The 21,493-nt window shown below is 59.0% G+C and carries 21 protein-coding genes; 8 read left to right on the forward strand and 13 right to left on the reverse strand.

The features are described 5' to 3' along the window. Nucleotides 1–9: 9 nt before the first annotated feature. From KHO07_RS18670 to KHO07_RS18680, 3 genes are read right to left on the reverse strand one after another with little or no spacing between them, the layout of a single operon-like run. Complete coding sequence (locus KHO07_RS18670) at nt 10–1,092, reverse strand: glycosyltransferase (protein ID WP_212625171.1); 1,083 nt, start codon at nt 1,090–1,092, stop codon at nt 10–12. 40 nt (nt 1,093–1,132) lie between these two features. Beyond that, nucleotides 1,133–3,361, reverse strand: a complete 2,229-nt coding sequence (locus tag KHO07_RS18675; protein ID WP_212625172.1) for a polysaccharide biosynthesis tyrosine autokinase — start codon at nt 3,359–3,361, stop codon at nt 1,133–1,135. Nucleotides 3,362–3,400: 39 nt separating this feature from the next. Then, nucleotides 3,401–3,841: a low molecular weight protein-tyrosine-phosphatase gene (locus KHO07_RS18680; protein ID WP_212625173.1), complete on the reverse strand. Its 441-nt coding sequence runs from the start codon at nt 3,839–3,841 to the stop codon at nt 3,401–3,403. A gap of 293 nt (nt 3,842–4,134) precedes the next feature. Here KHO07_RS18680 and KHO07_RS18685 point away from each other — a divergent pair, with 293 nt between their 5' ends. Both KHO07_RS18685 and tal read left to right on the forward strand, forming a co-directional pair. Continuing rightward, the gene (locus KHO07_RS18685; RefSeq protein ID WP_150733309.1) at nt 4,135–5,097 is read left to right on the forward strand and encodes a glycosyl hydrolase family 5; all 963 of its coding nucleotides are present in this window, start codon (nt 4,135–4,137) and stop codon (nt 5,095–5,097) included. A 201-nt stretch (nt 5,098–5,298) separates the two neighbouring features. Next, entirely contained in the window at nt 5,299–6,225 is a 927-nt protein-coding gene (gene tal, locus KHO07_RS18690; protein WP_212625174.1) for a transaldolase, read from the forward strand. A 122-nt stretch (nt 6,226–6,347) separates the two neighbouring features. Here the strand turns inward: tal and rssC are convergent, their stop codons facing one another. From rssC to KHO07_RS18705, 3 genes are all read right to left on the reverse strand, one after another. Beyond that, nucleotides 6,348–6,830: an anti-sigma factor antagonist RssC gene (rssC, locus tag KHO07_RS18695; RefSeq protein WP_056857042.1), complete on the reverse strand. Its 483-nt coding sequence runs from the start codon at nt 6,828–6,830 to the stop codon at nt 6,348–6,350. Continuing rightward, entirely contained in the window at nt 6,827–8,011 is a 1,185-nt protein-coding gene (gene rssB, locus KHO07_RS18700) for a two-component system response regulator RssB (RefSeq protein WP_150701126.1), read from the reverse strand. Before rssB ends, rssC begins: the two co-directional genes overlap by 4 nt. Nucleotides 8,012–8,341: 330 nt before the next feature. Continuing rightward, complete coding sequence (locus tag KHO07_RS18705; protein ID WP_212625175.1) at nt 8,342–9,031, reverse strand: VacJ family lipoprotein; 690 nt, start codon at nt 9,029–9,031, stop codon at nt 8,342–8,344. 198 nt (nt 9,032–9,229) lie between these two features. On the opposite strand from KHO07_RS18705, the gene KHO07_RS18710 reads away from it, so the two are divergent. Both KHO07_RS18710 and KHO07_RS18715 read left to right on the forward strand, forming a co-directional pair. After that, nucleotides 9,230–9,850, forward strand: a complete 621-nt coding sequence (locus KHO07_RS18710) for an HAD family phosphatase (RefSeq protein WP_212625176.1) — start codon at nt 9,230–9,232, stop codon at nt 9,848–9,850. A 124-nt stretch (nt 9,851–9,974) separates the two neighbouring features. Further along, complete coding sequence (locus KHO07_RS18715; RefSeq protein ID WP_150733305.1) at nt 9,975–10,238, forward strand: DUF4404 family protein; 264 nt, start codon at nt 9,975–9,977, stop codon at nt 10,236–10,238. Between the two features lie 42 nt (nt 10,239–10,280). Here the strand turns inward: KHO07_RS18715 and queF are convergent, their stop codons facing one another. After that, nucleotides 10,281–11,111 carry an NADPH-dependent 7-cyano-7-deazaguanine reductase QueF gene (gene queF, locus KHO07_RS18720; protein ID WP_212625177.1) on the reverse strand — a complete coding sequence of 277 codons (831 nt, stop codon included), beginning with the start codon at nt 11,109–11,111 and terminating at the stop codon, nt 10,281–10,283. Between the two features lie 61 nt (nt 11,112–11,172). After that, the gene (locus KHO07_RS18725) at nt 11,173–11,721 is read right to left on the reverse strand and encodes a cupredoxin family protein (protein ID WP_212625178.1); all 549 of its coding nucleotides are present in this window, start codon (nt 11,719–11,721) and stop codon (nt 11,173–11,175) included. A gap of 155 nt (nt 11,722–11,876) precedes the next feature. Here KHO07_RS18725 and KHO07_RS18730 point away from each other — a divergent pair, with 155 nt between their 5' ends. Beyond that, on the forward strand, nt 11,877–12,557 hold the full coding sequence (locus KHO07_RS18730; protein WP_212625179.1) for a heavy metal response regulator transcription factor: 681 nt from the start codon (nt 11,877–11,879) through the stop codon (nt 12,555–12,557). Then, nucleotides 12,557–13,906 carry a heavy metal sensor histidine kinase gene (locus KHO07_RS18735; protein ID WP_212625180.1) on the forward strand — a complete coding sequence of 450 codons (1,350 nt, stop codon included), beginning with the start codon at nt 12,557–12,559 and terminating at the stop codon, nt 13,904–13,906. Before KHO07_RS18730 ends, KHO07_RS18735 begins: the two co-directional genes overlap by 1 nt. A gap of 120 nt (nt 13,907–14,026) precedes the next feature. Here KHO07_RS18735 and KHO07_RS18740 read toward each other — a convergent pair whose 3' ends face one another. From KHO07_RS18740 to KHO07_RS18750, 3 genes are all read right to left on the reverse strand, one after another. Further along, on the reverse strand, nt 14,027–15,271 hold the full coding sequence (locus KHO07_RS18740; RefSeq protein ID WP_150733300.1) for a lipoprotein-releasing ABC transporter permease subunit: 1,245 nt from the start codon (nt 15,269–15,271) through the stop codon (nt 14,027–14,029). Between the two features lie 62 nt (nt 15,272–15,333). Continuing rightward, nucleotides 15,334–16,017, reverse strand: a complete 684-nt coding sequence (lolD, locus tag KHO07_RS18745) for a lipoprotein-releasing ABC transporter ATP-binding protein LolD (protein ID WP_191635216.1) — start codon at nt 16,015–16,017, stop codon at nt 15,334–15,336. A gap of 7 nt (nt 16,018–16,024) precedes the next feature. Continuing rightward, nucleotides 16,025–17,275, reverse strand: coding sequence for a lipoprotein-releasing ABC transporter permease subunit (locus KHO07_RS18750; RefSeq protein WP_212625181.1), 1,251 nt, complete (start codon nt 17,273–17,275; stop codon nt 16,025–16,027). Between the two features lie 94 nt (nt 17,276–17,369). Between KHO07_RS18750 and KHO07_RS18755 the strand changes: the two genes are divergently transcribed. After that, entirely contained in the window at nt 17,370–17,951 is a 582-nt protein-coding gene (locus KHO07_RS18755) for a PilZ domain-containing protein (protein ID WP_150733297.1), read from the forward strand. 14 nt (nt 17,952–17,965) lie between these two features. Continuing rightward, nucleotides 17,966–18,688 carry a glycerophosphodiester phosphodiesterase family protein gene (locus KHO07_RS18760; RefSeq protein WP_212625182.1) on the forward strand — a complete coding sequence of 241 codons (723 nt, stop codon included), beginning with the start codon at nt 17,966–17,968 and terminating at the stop codon, nt 18,686–18,688. A gap of 42 nt (nt 18,689–18,730) precedes the next feature. Here KHO07_RS18760 and sthA read toward each other — a convergent pair whose 3' ends face one another. Continuing rightward, nucleotides 18,731–20,125, reverse strand: coding sequence for a Si-specific NAD(P)(+) transhydrogenase (gene sthA, locus KHO07_RS18765; protein ID WP_053161582.1), 1,395 nt, complete (start codon nt 20,123–20,125; stop codon nt 18,731–18,733). 207 nt (nt 20,126–20,332) lie between these two features. Beyond that, the gene (locus tag KHO07_RS18770) at nt 20,333–21,343 is read right to left on the reverse strand and encodes an FAD:protein FMN transferase (RefSeq protein WP_212625183.1); all 1,011 of its coding nucleotides are present in this window, start codon (nt 21,341–21,343) and stop codon (nt 20,333–20,335) included. Nucleotides 21,344–21,493 lie beyond the last annotated feature (150 nt).

Here is a 21,493-nt window from a genome sequence, read left to right on the forward strand (position 1 = left end):
GAGTTCTACTTAAAAAGAGGGGGCGCGATACAGGTCATAGGTCTGGCGGATCATCAACGCGGCGCTGAAGCGCTCGCGGACGATGCTGCGCCCTTCACTGCCAAGGTCGAGCAACCGCGGCTTCTGGATTTTTTTCAACACATCGGCCAGCGCCTGGTGATCCCCGCTGGGGAAGACGTAGCCGGACACCTCGTTGGTGACCAGCTCGGGCAGCGACGTGCAGTTGCTGGCAATCACCGGCAAGCCCATGGCCATGCCTTCCAGCGGCACCATGGCAAAACCTTCCCAGCGACTCGGCACGATCAGCGCATCGGCTTTTCGATACAGCGCCTGGACTTCGCTCGGTGTCACCCACGGCAGGTATTCAACCCCTTCCATCGGCGGACACTCGACCGAATCTTCGTTCACGGCACTGCCCACCACGGTCAGTTTCAGATCGTTGCGCTGGACGTTGGCGAACGCCTTGAGCAACACGTCGAAGCCTTTCTGGTAGTCGAGACGGCCGACAAACAGCAGATGAATCGGTTCGGGATTGCTCGCTTTGGCCGCTTCGTCCCGGTGATGAATACCGTTGTAGATCAGCTTCATGCGCTTGCGCTGAATGCCGAATCGCGCGGCTTTATCCAGCTCGTACTGGCTGACGCAAATGATCACGTCAGTGACCTTCTGCAACACCCGCTCGATCCACGCATAGACTTTCTGCTTGGTCGGCGAGCTTTCCATCAGGAACGAAAAGGCATGCGGGCAGTAAACGATTTTCGGCTTGCGCCAAGGTCGCAACATCACGCACACGCATCGCCCGATAACCCCGGAAAAGGTGCTGTGCAAATGCACGACATCGGGTTTTTCCTTGAGCACCACCTGGGTCAACCGCCAGGCGAAGCGCAGCAACGACGGGACATTGCGCCCGGTCCGGGCGAAGGTGCGGACCTGTTGCGCGGCAATCCCGTGCAGTTCCTTTTCCTGATCCTCCGGGACCAGATAGACCAGCTCATAGTTGGCCGCGTCGCCTTCGGGCGAAGCCGAAATCGTGCGGATCACCGTCGCGACGCCACCTTTGATTGTCTCAGCCACGTGCAATATTTTTTTCACAAGTCACCCACTTCAAACATGAAAGAAAAATCGCTGACACTCAGGATTTGTCGGACGCGTATTCGTAGTTGTAATAGCCGTAGCCGCCGTTGCCGTAGTAGCTGGCCGCGCGCTTCTCGACACCGTTGAAGACCGCGCCCTTCAACTCGATGCCGTTCTGGGCGAAGCGACGGATCGTCAGTTCGATCTCTTTGGCCGGGTTCACCCCGAAGCGCGTGACAATCAGGCTGATGCCCGCCTCGCGACCGACAATCGCCGCATCGGTCACGGCCAGCAGCGGCGGCGTGTCGATGATCACCAGGTCATACCGCTCGCTGAGTTGCGCCAGCAGTTCGCGGAAGTTGGCGTGCATCAACAGCTCGGAAGGATTGGGCGGAACCTGGCCACGACTGATGAAATGCAGGTTGTCGACTTCGACTCTATTGATCGCCTGCTCGAGGCTGCAGCGCTTGACCAGCAGATCGGACAAACCATTGGTGATCGGTGTGTTCAGGGTTTTGTGCAGATGGCCCTTGCGCATGTCGGCGTCGATCAGCACCACGCGCTGTCCGCTGAGTGCCATCACCGCCGCGAGGTTGGAAGAAACGAAGGTCTTGCCGACCTGCGGGCTCGGGCCGGAAATCATGATGCGGTTGTTGGTCGAGTCGAGCCCGGCAAAGTGCAGGCAGGTGCGCAAGCTGCGAATCGACTCGATGGACAGATCCGTCGGGTTGCGCAGGGCCAGCAGGTAGGCCGGTTTGTCCACGCCGTCCCGGGCGCGACCTTTTTTGCTGTCCTCTTCCTGCTGCAATGCGCTGTAGGGAATCGACGCGTACACCGGCAAGCCGAGTTGCTCGATGGCTTCCGGCCCTTCCAGCCCGCGACTGAGGGATTTGCGCAGCAACACCAGCGCGACCCCGAAAAACGCACCGAGGAAGGTTGCAATCAGCACGATCAAGGCTTTCTTCGGTTTGACCGGGCTGGTCAGATCGACGTCCGCGCTGTCGATCAAGCGCACATTGCCCACTGCCCCGGCCCGGACAATGTCCAGTTCCTGGGATTTGTTCAGCAGTTGCGTGTAGATCTGCGACGCCACTTCCACATCGCGGGTCAGGTTCAGCAACTCTTGTTGCGTGGCGGGCAAATCCTGGGCCTTGCTCTCCAGCGCCTTCTGTTGCTGGGTCAGCTCGCCGAGCTGGGTCATCAGCGCACGATACGCCGGGTGCTGCTTGGTGAACTTGCGGTCCAGTTCCGCCTGTTGCATTTTCAGCTCGGAGATCCGCGTGTCCAGGCTGACGACCTGTTCCAGCACCGATTGGGTCTCGAGGGAAATATTGACCGTCTTGCCACGGGTTTGATAACTGTTCAGCGCATCGCTGGCCTTGGCCAGATCACGCTTGACCTGGGGCAACTGGCCCTGCAGGAATTGCAGGCTCTGCGCCGCTTCCGCCGAGGTGCGCTGCACGTTCTGCTGCACATACAACGCAGCGATTTTGTTGAGGATTTTCACTGCCTCGGCCGCGTCAGAGCTTGCCAGGGCCAAACGGATGATCCCCGATTCCTTGCCTTGCTCGGAAATATCCAGTGCATCCTGGTAACCCTGGATGGTCACGATCCGTGGATTGCGCACCACTTCAAAGCGGGTGCCAGGGTTAGCCGACAACTGAGCGATCAAACCCTCTACGCCGTCCTGGACGAACGCCTTTCCAGCGACGCCTTCCGCCAGCAGGTTGTCGTTTTCATCGAACAACTGGAATCGTTGCTGCTCACCGGCAACCAGCGTGAGTTTCTTGCCCAGCAGGTCTTTGGGCAGATTGAGCCGGGTGATCTCCAGGCGTTCACCGCCCCAGGCGTAGCTGTTGAGACCGAAACGCGGCGCCGCGACACTGAACTCGGTCTCGCCGCGATAACGCCGGGCGAGAAAGCCGCCAATCACCGGGAAAGTGTTGGGCGTGACGTCGATATCAAGGCGCAGGTCATCGACCGTTTTGCCGATCACCGCGCGGGACTTGATGATGCCGATCTCGGTCACCGAGGGCGATTGCCCCCCGAGCATGCTGTTGAGATCGGAGAACCCGAGCATGTCGTTCTTCTTCGGTTCGACCTGCACCAGCGCGTTCGCCAGGTACACCGGCGTCGCCAATACCGCATAGGCAACCCCGGTCACCATGAAGGCGCCGGTGAGCGCGCCGATCAACCATTTCTGATCGATCAAACTGCCAAATATGCCGAGAAGATCAATACTGTCTTGATCGTTGTCACGGGTGCCGACTACGGACGGTAACTGCATAAGTCTGTTCTTACCATTCATTGATCTGAAGAATATTTATCAACGCGCGAGGCGTTGTGCCCATGAGCTAACAGCATCTTCAATCAATGCATGGGCATGAATAAAAGCGGCCTTGCCTTGACGATACGGGTCTTGTATTTCGCGCTCACTCTGCCACTTACCGAGCAGAAACACTTTGCCCCTCGCGTGAGAGGCAATCTTCAATACTTGTTTTACATGCTCTTTTTCCATGACCAGAATCAGGTCTGCTTCATTGACGATGTCCGGTGTCAATTGCCGCGCTGTGAACGCTTCAGCGCAGTGCCCATGGTCTTCGAGAATTTGCCGGGCCGACGCTTCCATGGACTCGCCAACCCTTGCGGACAGGCCTGCGGAGGTCACCGTGATCGCTGAAGAGGCCAGCGCGTTACGCAGCAAAAGCTCTGCTGTCGGACTTCGGCATATATTGCCCACGCAGACGACAAGGATCTTTCTGAACAAGGTTTTACTTTCCCGTGTAATGTCAAACGGCCAACATGTCGAGAGGATCTTAATGAACCCTCAGGATCTTCCTGAACTCAGAAATAGATTCGCCCTGTTAGTACCGGAGCATTAAGTACCACAGCGTTTAAAAGGCCCCCAACCACAATTACCGGACTAAAAATAACTGTGATTTTCAGCCGATGGTTTTCCGACAAAAAATAACATTCGTGCACTTCATGCCCTCTTCATTATCGAAACATGAGTAATGAGATATCTATTCGAAGTTGTCACTTCTCATCAGGAGAGCAGACATGAAATCAGCACATCTCAAGGGGCTCGGCGCGCTGACACTGATAGCGCTGGGTGCGACAACTCAGGTTCACGCCAGCGAACTGTTCCCTAACCTCCCCGCCCGGACCGTTGGCATCCAGGTCAAGATTCAGAACTTTTCCGCCGCCGACGCCGGGCAGATCAAAGCGGCCGGTTTCAGTTTTGTGCGCTTCGGCGTATGGAGCGACAGCCTGGGCAGTGCGAAGTATCAGAAACAGGTCAGCGATGCCTTTGCGACGGCCAAGTCCGCTGGCCTGCCGGTGCTGCTGACCGTGCGCGCCATCAAGCCGTTGATGGCCGCGTCAGGCAACATCAGTGAACTGGCAAGCGCTGGCGAATCCTTTGCCAACACCGTGACAAAGCTGGAAACCGCCTACAGCACTCAACTCGTGGCCATCGAAATCTGGAATGAACCGGACCTCGAAACCTATTGGCCGACGCGCAATTTCGACACGACCTTCGTGCCGTTCATGAGCGCCATGTGCAAGTCGCTGCAAGACAAACCGCAATCGACGCCCCGGGTGGGTTTCGGCTTTGCCCGCCCCCCGACGGCCGGTTCTGCATCGACCGTGGCGCTGAACCGTATCGTCAGCGAATACCCCAAATGCCTGAACGCCATTTCCTATCACCCCTATGGCATGACGAGCACACAGATCAGCAACGCGCAGGCGTTTATCCAGCAGAACTTCCATCTGCCGGGCGTGATCAGTGAATGGGGCGTCTCGGCGCTCTCCTCCAATGGCGGCGCCGAAGGACAAGCCAGCAAAATCGGTACGTTCATCGCCGATGTTAAAAAGCTCAACATCCCGCTGACCTCCATCTATGAATGGAAAAACAGCGACTCGGGCAGCAATGACCGGGAGAAGAATTTCGGTTTGCTGACCTCCGACGGGCAACCGAAACCGGCAAGAATGACCGTCGAAAGTCACTTCAATGCAGAGTAAGCCTGCGTAACCGATCTGTGCGCAGGTCGGTTGCTTTGAACCTGTGAGCTGTTTTGGCATCGTATTCATCGACACTGCGCCCCACCTTTCAAACAATCGTTTTCAGGTTGTTGCCGCAGGGGCCCTCGATACACGTACACACCCTTGAGTGGCTGTCAGCGCTCGGGTAATGTCATCAGACCCATAGGACAGAGCACGCCCATGACTTCCAAGCTGGAACAACTCAAACAAATGACCACCGTGGTTGCCGACACCGGCGACTTCGAGGCGATCGCCCGCGTTAAGCCGGTAGACGCAACCACCAACCCTTCCCTGCTGCTCAAGGCCGCAGCCATCCCCGCTTATGCCGAGCTGCTCAATGCTTGCGTCAGCGACTGCAAGGGCGATGTAGGCCTGGCCAGCGACCGTTTTGGCGTCGCGGTAGGGCAAGAAATCCTCAAGGTGATCCCGGGGCGTATTTCCACCGAAGTGGATGCACGCCTGTCGTTCGACACTGACGCCGTATTGAAGCGTGCGCACCGTCTGGTCGAGTTGTATGAAAAGGCCGGCATTGGCCGCGACCGCGTGCTGATCAAGATCGCTTCCACCTGGGAAGGCATCCGCGCCGCCGAGACCCTCGAAAAGGAAGGCATCCAGACCAACCTGACCCTGTTGTTCTCCTTCGCTCAGGCCGCTGCTTGTGCCGACGCCGGGGTGTTCCTGATTTCGCCGTTCGTGGGCCGCATCTACGACTGGTACAAGAAAGCCACCGGTAACGAGTTCATCGGCGCGGATGATCCGGGCGTGCAATCGGTGACCCGCATCTACAACTACTACAAGGCCAATGACTACAAAACCGTGGTCATGGGTGCAAGCTTCCGTAACCTGAGCCAGATCGAGCAACTGGCCGGCTGCGACCGTCTGACCATCAGCCCGGACCTGATCGACAAGCTGGCGGCGGATACCGGCAAGCTGGAACGCAAACTGGCGCCGGGCCAGGCCGGTGAAGCGCGCCTGAACCTGAACGAAGCGCAGTTCCGCTGGTTGTCCAACGAAGACGCCATGGCGACCGAGAAACTGGCTGAAGGCATTCGTCAGTTTGCTCGTGACCAGGAAAAGCTCGAGGCGTTGCTGCAAGCCAAGCTGTGATCTGAGCTGCCGTGATGCAAAAAGGGCGAACCCTGTCGGGTTCGCCCTTTTTTTGCGGCTTTGTGGCCAATGATGATGTGTGGCGAGGGAGCTTGCTCCCTGGCCACAGGCTAGCGGTGTGCTTAGTGCCGCTCCAGCGCATTCACCAGGTCATGGAACGCTTCACGATTGGAATCGTTCAGGCCCATGAGGATCTTGTGCGCTTCGAGCACTTTGATCCGCACCACTTCTTCGGACTGATCCTGGTCTGGCAGGTCATCCAGGCACTCCGGGCACGGCACAGGCTTGTCAACGATGTTGAACACCTGCTCGAAGCCCATGGACTGCAGAAGACGGGTAATGTCTTCGTGAGTGGTGACGACGGTCGGCAGCAGGCCGACCTTTTGCCGCGAAAGAATCGACAGCTTGGCCAGAAGGCCAAGGGTGGTGCTGTCGATGCTGCGGGTTTCGGTCAGGTCGATCACGATGGCGTTGAAATTCAACGCGGTGAAGATCCGATCAATAGTCGCATCCAACGCCGAACACAGGGTCAGGCGAACTTCACCGACGAACTTCAGGACAAAGGTGCCGTCCTGCTCGGCGAACTGGATTCTACCGGTACTCATTGAAGATTCCTGCTCAACACCAACAGGGCGATATCATCCGGCATCTCCCCTAGCGTGGCCAATCCAAAAACCTGCCGCAGACCATCCAGGCTGCCGCCCGCTGCCTTGACCCGTTGGGGCAACGCAGCTTCTTTTTCTTTGAGTGTGGGTTCTGGCAAAAGGTCCAGAATGCCATCAGACATCAGCGTCAGGCTGAACGTCGGCGGCAGCTCCAGCACGTGGTCTTCATAAGTGGCTTCGTTGAAGAGGCCAACCGGCAAACCACGCCCTTCCAGATAACGAACACTGTCGGGTGTGTACAACACTGGCAACGGCAAATGACCACCGATGCTATAGGTCAACAAACCTGTCTCCTCGTCGATGACTCCACCGACCATTGTGACGTGTTTACCCAGCTTACAACTGATCAGGCCCCGGTTGATATGACCAAGGACTTCTGAAGGCTTGAATTCCGGCAATGTGCCGCTGCGCTTGGATTCGAACAGCAAGCGCGTGGTCATGAATTTCAACAGCACGGTAACGAAAGCTGAAGAGGCACCATGACCGGAAACATCTGCCAGGTAGAACGCAACCCGGCGCTCGTCGACCCGGAAGTAGTCGACGAAATCACCCGACAGGTACAGCGACGGGATGATCTGGTGGGCAAACTTGAATTCGTCGATGGTCCAGGGGCTGACCGGCAGCATGTTCATCTGCACCTGGCGACCGGCGTTCTGGTCTTCCTGGAGCAGGTTCAGGCTGGCGGCGAGCTCGCGGTTAGCCTTCTCCAGCTTCTCGCGGTAACGCTGGTTCTCCAGCAGCAAGCGCGCTCGATCCAGGGCCCGACGCACCGAGTGCTCGAGCACAGCCAGATCTTCGAGAGGCTTGATCAGGTAATCCGCCGCACCCAGGCGCAATGCCTCGACCGCGTCATTCATCACGCCGGCACCGGACACCACGATCACCGGCGTTTGCGGGGAAAGTTCGGTCACCTGGCGAATGAGTTCGAGTCCGCCCATCTGCGGCATGCGCAGATCGCAGATGACCAGATCGGGCTTGTCTTGCTCGAATACCTGAAGACCCTGCTGACCATTGCTGGCCTGCAAGACGCTGAAACCACTGTCTTCCAAATAGGCGGCGAGGCTCGCGCGCACTACTTCGTCATCATCGATAATCAGCAGCGTGGCACTGGTTTTTGGCATGTGGGCAAACGGCGCCAGAATTAGGTTGGCGTAGCGGCTCGGATTTTGGCCCGGCTCACACTACTGGATTCGCTTTCTAGCCTCTCTGTCGCACTGTTTTCGAGCATTTGCCCTACACACATGTACACCAGAGGTGCCCTTCTAAGGCGCAGACGGTACTCCCATCCGCGAGGCGTTTCAAGCTCACGCCGATTGTCGCTTGACATCCATCTGTGTCAAATCACCGCGAGTTATAAGAACAGCCAAAACCGAAACACAATGGAAGGACCGGCGGCATCCAGAAATGAAGAAGGCGGCTCGATGGCCGCCTTCTTCAATGACCGGTAAAGATCAAAAATCGTCTTCAACCTGGCCGTCTTTCACCTTGAATTCGCGGTTCTGCAGGTACGCATTACGGATGAAGGTGTACTTGTCACCCGAGATCAGTTTCTCGGAGGACAACAGATTCGCGCGGGTATCGACAATGTTCAGGGCGAAGATCGAGTTACGCACCGGCACATCGTTGATGTAGCGGTACGGGCCGGTGTAACCGTCGACGAATTTCGAAGGCGCATCACGCACGGTGCTTGGCCCCAGCAGTGGCAGCATGACGTACGGACCACTGCCGACACCCCAGTAACCGAGGGTCTGGCCGAAGTCTTCGTCGTTGCGTTGCAGGCCCATCTTGGTCCCGACGTCGAAGAAACCGAGCAGGCCGAAGGTGGTGTTGAAGATCAAACGCGCGGTATCGACACCGGCCGCCGCAGGCTTGGCCTGCAAGATATCGTTGGCGAGGTTGGTGACATCGCCGACGTTGCGGAACATGTTATGGATGCCGTCCTCAAGGAACTGTGGCGTCACGAACTGATATCCCTGGGCCAAAGGCTTCAGGGCGTAGGTGTCGAGCACGTCGTTGAATTTGTAGATTGGACGGTTGATGCTTTCCCAAGGGTCGTCTTCCGACGCTGCCTGGGCAACGAACGGAACCAGCAACGCGCTGGCACACACACAAAGCTGAGCGAGTTGATTGCTCCAGCGCATATAAAAACTCCTTGGATTGTTCCGTTGCCGGGCGCTGAGCCTGGCGCAAAGACCGATAGTATAAGACGGAAAGGTCGCTTTAGGCAGCATGCCCCCAAGGGCTGATTCGGGATTTTGCGGTTTGTGATCGATTCACATCCGTGTCACTCAACTGTCATCGCGGCCCGTTAGCCTCGAGGCTATTTCAGGGACGTTGACATGCCGCACGCCGAAACCAAGCCTCAAACTGCGCCAAACCTAACTGCCGTGCTGTTCGGCCTCAGTGGTTGCCTGGTGGATTTCGGCGCTCACACGCGTCTGAACGGCGGTCATTCGGCCGAGCACACCGAGGCCACGCCCGGCGCCCTCGAGAGCCTGCACAGCTTGCAGCAGCAACAGATACCTTGTGCGTGGCTCGATGAGCTGCCTCCTGCCCTCAGCCAGTCCCTGGCGATCGCCTTGCCGGAGTGGGTGAAATCCTCGCAACACTCTGCAACAAACAATCCCTGGCCGGCACCCCACGCGTGTTGGCAAGCCTTGATGGCGCTTAACGTCGAACGACTGGATGGTTGTGTACTGGTCAGTGGCGAACCGCGTCTGCTGCAATCGGGGCTCAATGCCGGTCTGTGGACTATCGGGCTGGCGTCCTGCGGCTCGCTTTGCGGCTTGTCGCCTGCGCAATGGCAAGCGCTGTCTGCGCAGGAACGCGACATCAAGCGCGGCAAGGCAACCCTGCAACTGTTTGGCTTGGGTGTGCATTCGGTGATCGATCACCTCGGTGAACTCGACACCTGCCTGGCTGATATCCGTCTGCGTCGACTCAAAGGCGAAAAGCCCTGATCACGTCCTCACACCAATGAAGCATGCAGGTTACGCAGGAGTGGATTAATCTTAAGGCAAGCCATAGACCTTTGGCGTTTCGCTGCGGTCTATGCCAGTGCCAATTGAGATAAGGAAGAACGCCATGCCTGCCCGCGAACTGCAAGAACAGCTCAATGCCCTGCGCGAGCAATTGGACAAGAATCCTCCGCTGTCCGAACCCGAGCGCGAAGAACTGCACGTGCTGATGCAGCAGATCGAGCTGGAACTTGATCTCGAAAACACAACCAAGGACGTCAACCTGGCCGATAACGTCAACCTTGCCGTCGAACGTTTCGAACTTGAGCACCCGACCCTCTCCGACGCCCTGCGCCGAATTGGCACGGCCCTGCACAGCATGGGGATCTGAGCCTGCGGGAGCGAGCAGGCTCGCTCCCGCAGGCTCAGATCTTTATTGACGAACCAGACGATGGTTCGGCAGCTGCACGGTTTGGGTACTGCGATACGGGTTGATATCCAGCCCGCCACGGCGCACATAACGCGCATAGACCGTCAGTTTTTCCGGTTTCAACAATCGCTGCAGATCCAGGAAAATCCGCTCCACGCACTGCTCATGGAAGTCCGAGTGCTGGCGGAAGCTGACGATGTACTCCAGCAAACTCGCATGATCGAGTGCCGCGCCACGGTACTCCACCACGACGCTGCCCCAGTCAGGCTGACTGGTCACCGGGCAGTTGGACTTAAGCAAATGGCTGTGCACGCTTTCCTCGACAATGCGCGAGTCGTCACAACGCAGCAATTCCGGACGCGGATGCTCGTAGTTGCTGACACTGATATCCAAGTCATCGATGCACACGCCGGGCAGCGCCACGACGCCTTCGGCTTCGACATCTTTCAGGCTGCGAACCCGCACGCCGACCGGCTTGCCGGCAGCGGCCGACAGGTCTTTGACCAGCGTCGCTTCCAGGCTGGCGGTGTCGGCAAACGGGGTCTGGTTCAACGAGTTGAGGTACAGCTTGAAGGACTTCGACTCGATGATGTTCGGCGAGTCCGCCGGGATGCTGAACTCGCCGATCGCCACCACCGGCTTGCCCGAAGGCAGCAGCCACGACAGCTCGAAGCAGTTCCAGAAGTCGACGCCTTTATAAGGCAGGGTTTCAGCCGTCAGGCCCAACTCTGCCCACTTCGCGGTACGCGGAATCGGGAACAGCAAGGACGGCGTGTAAGTGGCGATGTATTCGCTGGATTTGCCCAGCGGCGAGTGTTCGGCTGCGGGATGCATGGCGGAAACCTGACTGAAGAATCAGCGGATTCTATCAGCCTTTGCTCCCGCCTTTGAGTGCTTACTGACTGACAGTCAATTTGCCGACCATGCCGGCCTGATAGTGGCCCGGGATGTTGCAGGCAAATTCGAGACTTGTCGCCCTGGTGAAGGACCAGGTCAGTTCCGCCGTTTTGCCCGGCTCCACCAACACGCTATTGGGGTCGTCGTGCTTCATGCCGCCCTTCATATCGTGCCCCATCGAACCGTGACCCATACCGGCCATTGCACCGTGGTCCATTTCCTTCACACCTGTAGGCGTGAGCATGCCGCTCTGTTGCATGTGCAACATTTCCTGCTGGTGTCTGGCATGCATCGCTGCGTCACCGAGGTTGAATTCGTGCAGCAACTGACCTTTATTCACTAGCACGAAACGCACGGTCTCGCCCGCCTTGATCTCGATGGTCCCGGGGTTGAACGACATGTCACCCATCACCACTTCAACACTGCGAGTTGCCTTGGCAGCAGGCGCCGGCTGGCCAAAATCGTAGGTGTGCGCCGGGGCAGCCCATGCAGGCGAAGTCAGCGTCAACAGGCACGCGACGGCCACCAGGGTTTTGCGCATAAACATAGTCGTACTCCAACAAAATAAGGTTCAGCCTGTGGAAGACTCTAAACTGCAATCACTGCCCGCAACCTGACAACCAGATTACAACTTTGTCAGGTCGGCCCGCACCGTCGGCGCCCGCGGTATAAAGCTTTCGTTCCATTTGACCCGAGCCCCCCATGAAACTGCTGATTGTCGAAGACCAACCGAAAACCGGCCACTACTTGCGCCAGGGCCTGGCCGAAGCCGGATTTACCACCGAACTGGTGGCCGACGGCAGCACGGCCCAGCAGCTGGCCTTGAGCGGTGATTACGCGCTGTTGATTCTCGACGTGATGCTGCCGGGTCGCGATGGCTGGCAGATCCTGCAAGCGGTGCGCAGTGCAGGCCTTGATACGCCAGTCCTGTTCCTGACCGCACGGGACGCGGTGGAAGACAGGGTTCATGGCCTCGAACTGGGCGCCGACGACTATTTGGTCAAGCCATTCGCGTTCTCCGAACTGTTGGCGCGGGTGCGCAGCCTGTTGCGCCGTGGCAGCGCCTCGCCGCAGGAAACCAGCCTGCAACTGGCTGATCTGCGCCTGGACCTGATTCGCCGCCGGGTAGAACGCAACGGCCAGCGCATCGATTTGACCGCCAAGGAATTCGCCTTGCTGGAAATGCTCTTGCGTCGTCAGGGTGAAGTCCTGCCCAAGTCACTGATCGCCTCCCAGGTCTGGGACATGAATTTCGACAGTGACACCAATGTCATCGAGGTCGCGATCCGCCGATTGCGCCTGAAGATCGACGATGAGTTCCCCAACAAACTGATCCACACCGTGCGCGGCATGGGTTACGTGCTTGAAGAGCGCTGCGCCTGATGCGCCGACTGTCCTTGAGCAGTCGCCTGGCGCTGCTGTTTGCCGCCTGCACCGCGGTCGTTTCATTGTTCGCCGGGGTGTTGTTCAGTCGCGCCAGCGAGGCGCATTTCATCGAGCTTGATCAGCAACTGCTGAATGGCAAGTTGATTGGCCTGCGGCGGGCGCTGCACGATCTTCAATCGAGCGACAGCCAGGTCAAACTCGCCGATGAATTGAGTCGGCAGGCGGATCTGTCATTACGGATCACCGGCAGCGATGGCAAACGCTGGTATGACAGCTCGATCCAACTGCCCGATCAACTCCCACAACAGCCAGGCCTGTCGACCCTCAACCACGACGGCACTGACTACCGCGTCCTGAATGCGCCGCTGTTTGCCGACAAGCCTGACTCCCCGCAATTGACCTTGCTGCTGGACATCACCCACCACCAGCACTTTCTACAACGCATGCAGCACCTGATCTGGCTGACGGTCGGTTTGTCAGCCTTGGCCACCGCCCTGCTCGGTGCCTGGGCGGCGCGCAGCGGGCTGCGGCCGTTGCGGCGCATGAGTGCGGTCGCCAGCGGTGTATCGGCGCAATCACTCAACGCACGCCTGCCCGAGGAGGACATGCCGCCGGAACTTGCGGAAATGGCCCACAACTTCAACGCGATGCTCGGACGCCTTGACGACTCCTTTCAGCGGCTGTCGGCGTTTTCCGCTGACATCGCCCATGAACTGCGCACACCGCTGTCGAACCTGCTGACCCACACCCAGGTCACCCTCACCCGCCCGCGCCCCCTCGAGGACTATCGCGAAGCGCTGCACAGCAACCTCGAAGAACTGCAATGGATGGCGCAACTGGTCAACGACATGCTGTATCTGGCCAAGGCAGACCACGGGTTATTAATGCCCAAACGCGAATCACTGGATCTTGCAGAGGAGGCGGATGTGTTGCTGGAATTCTTTGCTCCGTTGGCCGAGGACGCTCAAGTGACTTTGACTCGAGAGGGAAAGGCACGCTTCGAGGGCGACCGCAGCATGTTGCGTCGTGCACTGTCCAATTTGCTGGACAATGCGTTGCGTTTCACGCCAGCCAATGGCGAGGTTCGGGTGCGGATCGTCGATCAGCCCAAAGGCCTGAGCCTGACGCTTGAAAATAGCGGGGCCGGGGTTTGCGCAGATTTGTTGCCGCGCCTGTTCGATCGCTTTTACCGGGCCGATCCGTCACGGCATGAAGGGAGCAGCGAGCATGCGGGGTTGGGATTGGCGATCACCCAGTCGATTGTCCGCGCCCATGGTGGGCAGATTCGTTGCGAATCGGCTGATGGGTGGACCAGGTTTGTGATTGAGTTGCCAAAAGGAGATTGAAGCCGGCAGGTCCGGCCTCATCGCTGGAAGCCAGCTCCTACAATGTCCGGGTTGAATCACACCTGAGTGAGCGACTTCAATCCCTGTGGGAGCTGGCTTGCCCGCGATAACGGCTAAAGATTACGAATATCTCAGCGCATGAGCCGGCTCGATCTTCGCCGCCCGCCACGCCGGGTAAAGGGTGGCCAGGAAGCTCAAGACAAACCCCGCCGAGCAAATCAACACCACATCCGCACCCTGCAATTCAGACGGCAAGTTGCTGACGAAATACACGTCGGAACTGAAGATGTGCTGGCCGCTGACTCGCTCGATCCAGCCCACGATCTGACTGACGTTCAGCGCGGCAATCACGCCGAGCACCCCGCCAATCAAGGTGCCGACGATACCGATGACCGTGCCCTGCACCATGAAGATCGCCATGATCTGCCGGGGCGTAGCACCGATGGTGCGCAGGATCGCGATGTCCGCGCCCTTGTCGTTCACCACCATGATCAGGGTGGCGATGATGTTGAACGCCGCCACCGCGACGATCATCAGCAACAGCAGGCCGATCATGGTTTTTTCCATCTTCATCGCGCTAAACAGGCTGCCTTGGGTGTGAGTCCAGTCATCGGCCTTGTAAGCGGCGCCGAGCCCGGTGGCGATGTCACCCGACACCTTTGGCGCAGCGTACAAATCTTTCACCGCCAGGCGCACGCTCTGCACCTGATTCGGCTCCCAGTGCTGCATCTGCGCAGCATCGGCAACGTGGATCAGCGCCATCGAGCCATCCAGCTCGGCGCCGACCTTGAACACACCGACCACGTTCAAGCGCTGCATGCGCGGGGTAATCCCGCCCGGCGCCGTGCTGATTTCCGGCACGATCAGGGTGATCTTGTCACCGACGTTCAAGCGAAAGCGGCGCGCCGTGATCTCGCCGATCACCACGCCAAACTCACCCGGTTTCAAGGCATCGAGACGCCCCTGGACGATGTGCTTGGCGACGATCGACACCTGGCCTTCCAGCGCCGGATCAACGCCGCTGACCTGGATCGGCTGCATCGTGCCCTTATAGGACAGCATGCCTTCCATCTCGGTGAACGGCACCGCTGCCGTGACTTCCGGGTTTTTCATCGCGGCCGCCGCAACGGGCTGCCAATCGTCGATAGGGTTAACACCGACGATGGTCGCGTGCGGCACCATGCCGAGGATGCGCGAGCTCATTTCACGCTGGAAGCCGTTCATTACCGACAGCACCACGATCATCGCCAGCACACCCAGGGCGAGGCCGATCATCGAAGTCATCGAGATGAAAGAAACGAAGCGATTGCGGCGCTTGGCGCGGGTATAGCGCGTGCCGATAAAGATCGATAACGGTCTGAACATTCGCTGGGGCACCGTATAAAAATAAAGACCCGAGGCCTTTTCAGGCATCGGGTTTCAATCCGTCAGATAGCCGTCAGGCAACCTTCCTGCAAGTGCAGGACGCGGTCCATCTGGCGGGCGAGGTTCATGTCGTGGGTCACCACCAGGAACGCCGTGCGCATCGAGGTGCTGAGTTCCAGCATCAAATCCTGAATGCCCTGGGCGGTGTGGGAGTCAAGGTTGCCGGTTGGCTCGTCGAGCATCACCAGGCCCGGCTTGTTCACCAGGGCGCGGGCGATGGCCACACGCTGACGCTCGCCGCCGGACAACTCGGCCGGCTTGTGCTCAAGGCGATGGCCGAGCCCTACCCGCTCCAGCAACGCCGTGGCACGCTGGCGCGCTTCAGGAATCGCAGTCTTGCCGATCAGCAGCGGCATGCAGACGTTTTCCAGGGCGGTGAATTCCGGCAGCAAATGGTGAAACTGGTAGACGAAACCCAGCGACCGATTTCGCAGCAGACCGCGTTTCTTTTCGCTGAGGGCCGAGAGTTCTTCGCCGTCGAGCCAGACGCTGCCCTTGGTCGGCGTATCGAGGCCCCCCAGCAAGTTGAGCAAGGTACTCTTGCCCGAACCCGAGGTACCGACAATCGCCACGCGCTCACCCGGGTGCAACTCCAGTTGCAGGCCGGCCAACACTTCCACCGACTCCGGGCCTTCCTCGTAGGATTTGCCCAGGTTGCGGCAGCTCAAGATTGCTTTATCACTCATGCCCGACTCACTCATAACGTAGCGCCTCCGCAGGCTGGGTGCGCGCGGCACGCCAGGCTGGATACAGGGTGGCGAGGAAACTCAGGACCAACGCCGCAGAGCAGACCATCACAACATCCTGGCTCTGCACTTGCGACGGCAGGTAATCGATGAAATACACGTCGGCATTGAGGAACTTGTGCCCGATCAAGCCTTCGAGGGCCGAGATCGCGGCACTGACGTTCAACGCGGCGAAGATCCCGACCACCGCGCCGATGGCGGTACCCACCACACCGATGACCGTGCCTTGCACCATGAACGTGCGCATGATCGTGCCCGGCGTGGCGCCCAGTGTGCGCAGGATCGCGATATCGCCTTTCTTGTCGTTCACCACCATCACCAGCGTGGAAATGATGTTGAAGGCGGCGACGGCAACGATCAGCAGCAACAGCAGGCCGATCATGGCTTTTTCCATGCGGATCGCCTGATACAGGTTGCCGTGGGTACGCGTCCAGTCGCGGGCGTAGAAATGATCTTCGCCGAGGTCCCGGGCGATATTCCACGCGGTACGCGGTGCCTGGAACAGGTCATCGAACTTCAGGCGCAGGCCCTGGACCTGATCCGGTTTCCAGCGATGCAGGCGCGCCAGGTCCTGAAGGTTGGTGATGCCGAGGTAGCCATCGATCTCGCCCGCGCCGACATGGAAGATGCCCACTACGGTAAAACGCTTCATGCGCGGGAACATGCCGGCCGGGGTCACGGTGACTTCAGGCGCCACGAACGTCAGCTTATCGCCAATCGCCGCACCGAGCTTTGCCGCGGCCTTGTCGCCGATGACGATGCCGAACTCGCCTGGCACCAGATCGTCGAGTTTGCCCTGCTGCATGAAGTGATCAATGATCGACACCTGACGCTCCAGCGCCGGGTCGATGGCATTGAGCAGGACTTTCGAGACTTTGCCGTTGTTGGTCAACAAACCCTGCATTTGCGTGAACGGCGCCACGGCCGTCACCTGCGGGTTCTGCTTGACCTTGGTGGCCAGGCTTTGCCAATCGCTGATGGCTTCACCGGATTCGATGGTCGCGTGGGGCACCATGCCCAGCACGCGGGTACGCATCTCATGATCGAAGCCGTTCATGACCGACAGCACGACGATCATCACGACCACGCCAAGGGCGAGCCCGATCATCGAAGTCAGGGAAATGAATGACACAAAATGATTGCGACGCTTTGCACGGGTGTAACGCGTGCCGATAAATACGAAGAGAGGTCTGAACATGTCGGGGCTTGTTCGGAGGGAAAAGGAACGTCCTTGTGGCGGGGGTCGATAACCAGCTTTACACTCAGACCACCGCCGCTACCATGGGTTCGCCATGTCGACATTAGATGAAGAAGATCGCCGCGAATACTACCGTATCGAGGACACGATCGCACTGGAAATTCGGCCCCTGTCCGCTACCGAAGCCACAGGCCAGGAAGTGTTGCAGGATGCTTCCCCACTCTTCAACCTGCTCAGCGAATTGCACCTGAGCGAATTCGAGTCGCAGCACCTGTTGCGCCAAATCAATGAGCGCGACCGCAACATCGCCGCGTTCCTGAAAGCCCAGAACAAGCGCATCGATTTGCTGAGCCAGGTCATCGCCCTGACGGTACTCGGGCAAATTGGCGAACCGCAGCCAGTGATCATCTCCGAGGGTGGCATCGACTTCCAGCACCCTACGCCAATTGCCGCCGGTTCTCGCCTGTCGGTCAAGCTGGTGCTGATGCCCCAGGCCTTGGGGTTGCTGTTGCGCGCTCGCGTCACCCACTGCGACCGCAAGGGTGATGGTTATGACGTCGGCACCGAGTTCGAACACCTGACCGACGCCCAGCGGCAACTGTTGGCCCGACACATCTTGCAGAAGCAGGCCCAGGAACGACGCCTGGCCCGCGAACAACTCGAATCAGGCAATTAATTTAAGGAAGAACCGTGACCCTCATCTACGGCCATCGCGGCGCCAAGGGCGAAGCACCGGAAAATACCCTGACCAGTTTTCAGGAATGTCTCAAGCACGGCGTGCGTCGCTGCGAACTGGACTTGCACCTGTCCAAGGACGGCGAGTTGATGGTCATCCACGACCCGACGCTCAAGCGCACCACCGACCGGCGCGGCAAGGTCGCCGAGCACACGGCAGCCGATCTGGTGACTTACGACGCGCGCAAGGGCGGCCCGGGCTGGATCACGCCGTGCCCGATCCCGACGTTGGAGCAATTGTTCGAGCAATGCGACTTCGAGCACTGGCAACTGGAAGTCAAAAGCGCTTCACGCACCCGCGCCGCGACCACCGTGCTGGCGATTCGCGAAATGGCGCAACGTCATGACTTGCTCGACAAGGTGACAATCACCTCGAGCTCCCGCGAAGTGCTGAAGGCAGCGCTGGACCTGGTGCCGGACGTTTCCCGCGGACTGGTGGCCGAGTACGCCTGGCTCGACCCGCTGAAGGTCGCGCAAAGCTATGGCTGTGAAATTCTGGCGCTGAACTGGACCCTGTGTACGCCGGAACGCCTGCAGAAGGCGCAGCGCCAGGGGCTGCATGTGTCGGTGTGGACAGTCAACGAGCCTGCGCTGATGCGCAGACTCGCCGACTTCGGCGTTGACAGCCTGATTACAGACTTTCCCGGTTTGGCCACTGCCACGCTCGAGAATTGCTGAAATCGGTCTCCCCGGCCGGCTCAGGCCACCGGCCGGAGCCGCTCAAAAAAGCCGGTTGAGGCCGTCGTACGCCGCTACCCGGTAGGCTTCAGCCATGGTCGGGTAGTTGAACGTGGTGTTGACGAAGTACTTCAACGTGTTCAATTCGCCCGGCTGGTTCATGATCGCCTGGCCGATGTGCACGATCTCCGACGCCTGATAACCGAAGCAGTGCACGCCCAGCACTTCGAGAGTCTCACGGTGGAACAGAATCTTCAGCATGCCTTGCGGCTCGCCGGCGATCTGCGCACGCGCCATGCTCTTGAAGAACGCCTTGCCCACTTCGTACGGCACCTTGGCCTGGGTCAGCTCCTGCTCGTTCTTGCCGATCGAGCTGATCTCCGGAATGGTGTAGATGCCGGTCGGCACGTCGTTGACGAAGCGCCAGCTGCCGTTGTCGACGATGCTGCCAGCGGCGGAACGACCCTGGTCGTGAGCCGCACTGGCCAGGCTTGGCCAGCCGATCACGTCACCGGCGCCATAAATATTCTGGATGCCGGTGCGGTAGTTTTCGTCGACTTCGATCTGGCCACGGCCATTGACCTTCACGCCGATGTTTTCCAGGCCTAGCTGATCGGTATTGCCGGTACGGCCGTTGCACCAGAGCAAGGCGTCGGCCTTGATCTTCTTGCCAGACTTGAGGTGCAGGATCACGCCGTTGTCCACGCCTTCGACGCGGTCGTAGTCTTCGTTGTGGCGCACGGTGATGTTGTTGTTGCTGAAGTGGTAGCTCAACGCCTGGGAAATTTCCGAGTCGAGGAAGCTCAGCAACTGGCCGCGGTTGTCCACCAGCTCGACCAATACACCCAGACCACTGAAGATCGATGCGTATTCGCAACCGATTACGCCAGCGCCGTAAACGATGAGTTTGCGCGGGGTGTGACCGAGGCTGAGGATGGTGTCGCTATCGTAGATACGCGGGTGGTGGAAATCGATGTCCGCCGGGCGATACGGACGCGAGCCGGTGGCGATGATGATGTGCTTGGCCACCAGTTTCTCGACCACGCCGTTGGCGCAGACCACTTCGATGGTTTGCTCGTCGGCGAAGCTGCCGGTGCCGAAGAACACGTCGACGCGGTTACGGGCGTAATAGCCGGTGCGCGACGCGACTTGCTTGGAGATAACTTTTTCAGCGCTTTTCAACACGTCCGGGAACGAGAACCAGCGCGGCTCACCAATGGCCCGGAACATCGGGTTGGTGTTGAACTGCATGATCTGCCGGACCGAGTGACGCAGTGCCTTGGACGGGATGGTGCCCAAGTGAGTGCAGTTGCCGCCGACCTGGCGACGGCTGTCGACCATCGCGACCTTGCGCCCTGCCTTGGCGGCGTTCATTGCCGCGCCTTCTCCCGCCGGGCCGGAACCCAACACCACCACGTCGTAGTTGTAGACAGCCATGCGTACTCCTCAGAACAGGCCGCGGCGCCATCGGCACCTGCGGCTAAATCACGCCAATCTGTGGCATGAAGGAACAATTTGGGGCCAGTGCAGAACCCGGACACAGTCTATAGAAGCGTCAACGCCGCGCACATTAACCCTTGGTCGCGTCGTAGGCTAGTTTTGCCTGCACTACAACGCCACTTTTCAATGCTTCAATCGCCGCAGTCATTCAGTTTTTCCAGCGCTGAGGCGTTCAAAAGCGTGACTGGTACGTGTGACGAAACCTGTATCGGCACGAATGACAAAAAATGCGCCAACGTCGTGTTTTTCCGCGTAGTCCCAACCGCGCTCCGGACCGAGAATCAGCAACAGCGTTGATAAGCCATCGGCCATTAACGCGGAAGGATGAATCACCGTGACCGAGGCCAGGGCGTGTGAGACCGGCGCACCGGTGCGGGCATCGAAGGTGTGGGAATAACGCTTGCCACCCTGCACGAAATAATTGCGGTAGTCGCCTGACGTGGAGAGTCCATAAGCATCAATGGCGACGATGCGCTCGGCCACTTGCTGATCATCGCGAGGTTCTTCCAGGGCAATGCGCCACGGCGAGCCGTCGGGTTTCATGCCGGACGCCTTGAGTTCGCCGGTCACTTCGACAAGAAAGTTGTGAATCCCCAGCGCCTCGAGCTTCGCGGCAATCGTGTCCACCGCATAGCCGGCAGCAATGCTGTTGAAATCGACTTCGACCGCTGCATCCTTGCACAGCTGATTACCATCAATGCGCAGGTGGCCATGACCGACCCGCTGACGCGCGTCGGCGAGCGCTTGCGCCGTCGGGACTTTATCCTCACGCGCCTGCGGGCCGAAGCCCCAGAGATTGAGCAACGGCGCCACCGTCAAATCGAAGGAGCCGTCGCTTTGCACTGACAACTGCTCGCCAACGCGGACCAACTCGAGGATCGACGCGGGCATTTTCTGACATCGGTTGGCGGGTAATTGGTTGAAACGCTCGATATCAGAGTCGCTGCGGTAGGTCGACATTTGCCAGTCAACGTCGGCCAGGATCTTTTCGACCTCGCCCCGGACTTCTTCTTGATGGGGAGCGCCGGCCTGGCGCACGTATTTGATCGACCAAGTGCTGCCCATGGTCGGACCGCCGAAGCTTTCCATGGAGTCGCCATCGCCGCAGCCGGACAGCAGGCCAAACAGCAACACGAAAACACCTACTCGCCCCATCAACAATTCCCGCCCCCCCTGACACACCACCGAAGCCAGACATTATGCATGCCCATATCAGAAAAGGCGGCGCCTGACAGAGCGTCATCGCGAACCGGCTCCCGCGCACAAACAAAAACGCCCCGACCAAAGTCGGGGCGCTTCATGTGC

It is taken from the genome of Pseudomonas sp. PP3 (assembly GCF_905336995.1).
GTDB lineage: Bacteria > Pseudomonadota > Gammaproteobacteria > Pseudomonadales > Pseudomonadaceae > Aquipseudomonas > Aquipseudomonas reinekei.

Excerpts from the sequence above, each read along its gene's own strand:
- KHO07_RS18735 (WP_212625180.1), top strand. The coding sequence starts at position 12,557 with ATGCGCCGACTGTCCTTGAGCAGTCGCCTGGCGCTGCTGTTTGCCGCC.
- KHO07_RS18740 (WP_150733300.1), bottom strand. The coding sequence starts at position 15,271 with ATGTTCAGACCGTTATCGATCTTTATCGGCACGCGCTATACCCGCGCC.
- KHO07_RS18675 (WP_212625172.1), bottom strand. The coding sequence starts at position 3,361 with ATGCAGTTACCGTCCGTAGTCGGCACCCGTGACAACGATCAAGACAGT.
- queF (WP_212625177.1), bottom strand. The coding sequence starts at position 11,111 with ATGCATCCCGCAGCCGAACACTCGCCGCTGGGCAAATCCAGCGAATAC.
- KHO07_RS18750 (WP_212625181.1), bottom strand. The coding sequence starts at position 17,275 with ATGTTCAGACCTCTCTTCGTATTTATCGGCACGCGTTACACCCGTGCA.
- KHO07_RS18730 (WP_212625179.1), top strand. The coding sequence starts at position 11,877 with ATGAAACTGCTGATTGTCGAAGACCAACCGAAAACCGGCCACTACTTG.
- KHO07_RS18705 (WP_212625175.1), bottom strand. The coding sequence starts at position 9,031 with ATGCGCTGGAGCAATCAACTCGCTCAGCTTTGTGTGTGTGCCAGCGCG.
- lolD (WP_191635216.1), bottom strand. The coding sequence starts at position 16,017 with ATGAGTGATAAAGCAATCTTGAGCTGCCGCAACCTGGGCAAATCCTAC.
- KHO07_RS18770 (WP_212625183.1), bottom strand. The coding sequence starts at position 21,343 with ATGGGGCGAGTAGGTGTTTTCGTGTTGCTGTTTGGCCTGCTGTCCGGC.
- tal (WP_212625174.1), top strand. The coding sequence starts at position 5,299 with ATGACTTCCAAGCTGGAACAACTCAAACAAATGACCACCGTGGTTGCC.
- KHO07_RS18685 (WP_150733309.1), top strand. The coding sequence starts at position 4,135 with ATGAAATCAGCACATCTCAAGGGGCTCGGCGCGCTGACACTGATAGCG.
- KHO07_RS18725 (WP_212625178.1), bottom strand. The coding sequence starts at position 11,721 with ATGTTTATGCGCAAAACCCTGGTGGCCGTCGCGTGCCTGTTGACGCTG.
- KHO07_RS18755 (WP_150733297.1), top strand. The coding sequence starts at position 17,370 with ATGTCGACATTAGATGAAGAAGATCGCCGCGAATACTACCGTATCGAG.
- rssB (WP_150701126.1), bottom strand. The coding sequence starts at position 8,011 with ATGCCAAAAACCAGTGCCACGCTGCTGATTATCGATGATGACGAAGTA.
- sthA (WP_053161582.1), bottom strand. The coding sequence starts at position 20,125 with ATGGCTGTCTACAACTACGACGTGGTGGTGTTGGGTTCCGGCCCGGCG.
- KHO07_RS18715 (WP_150733305.1), top strand. The coding sequence starts at position 9,975 with ATGCCTGCCCGCGAACTGCAAGAACAGCTCAATGCCCTGCGCGAGCAA.
- rssC (WP_056857042.1), bottom strand. The coding sequence starts at position 6,830 with ATGAGTACCGGTAGAATCCAGTTCGCCGAGCAGGACGGCACCTTTGTC.
- KHO07_RS18710 (WP_212625176.1), top strand. The coding sequence starts at position 9,230 with ATGCCGCACGCCGAAACCAAGCCTCAAACTGCGCCAAACCTAACTGCC.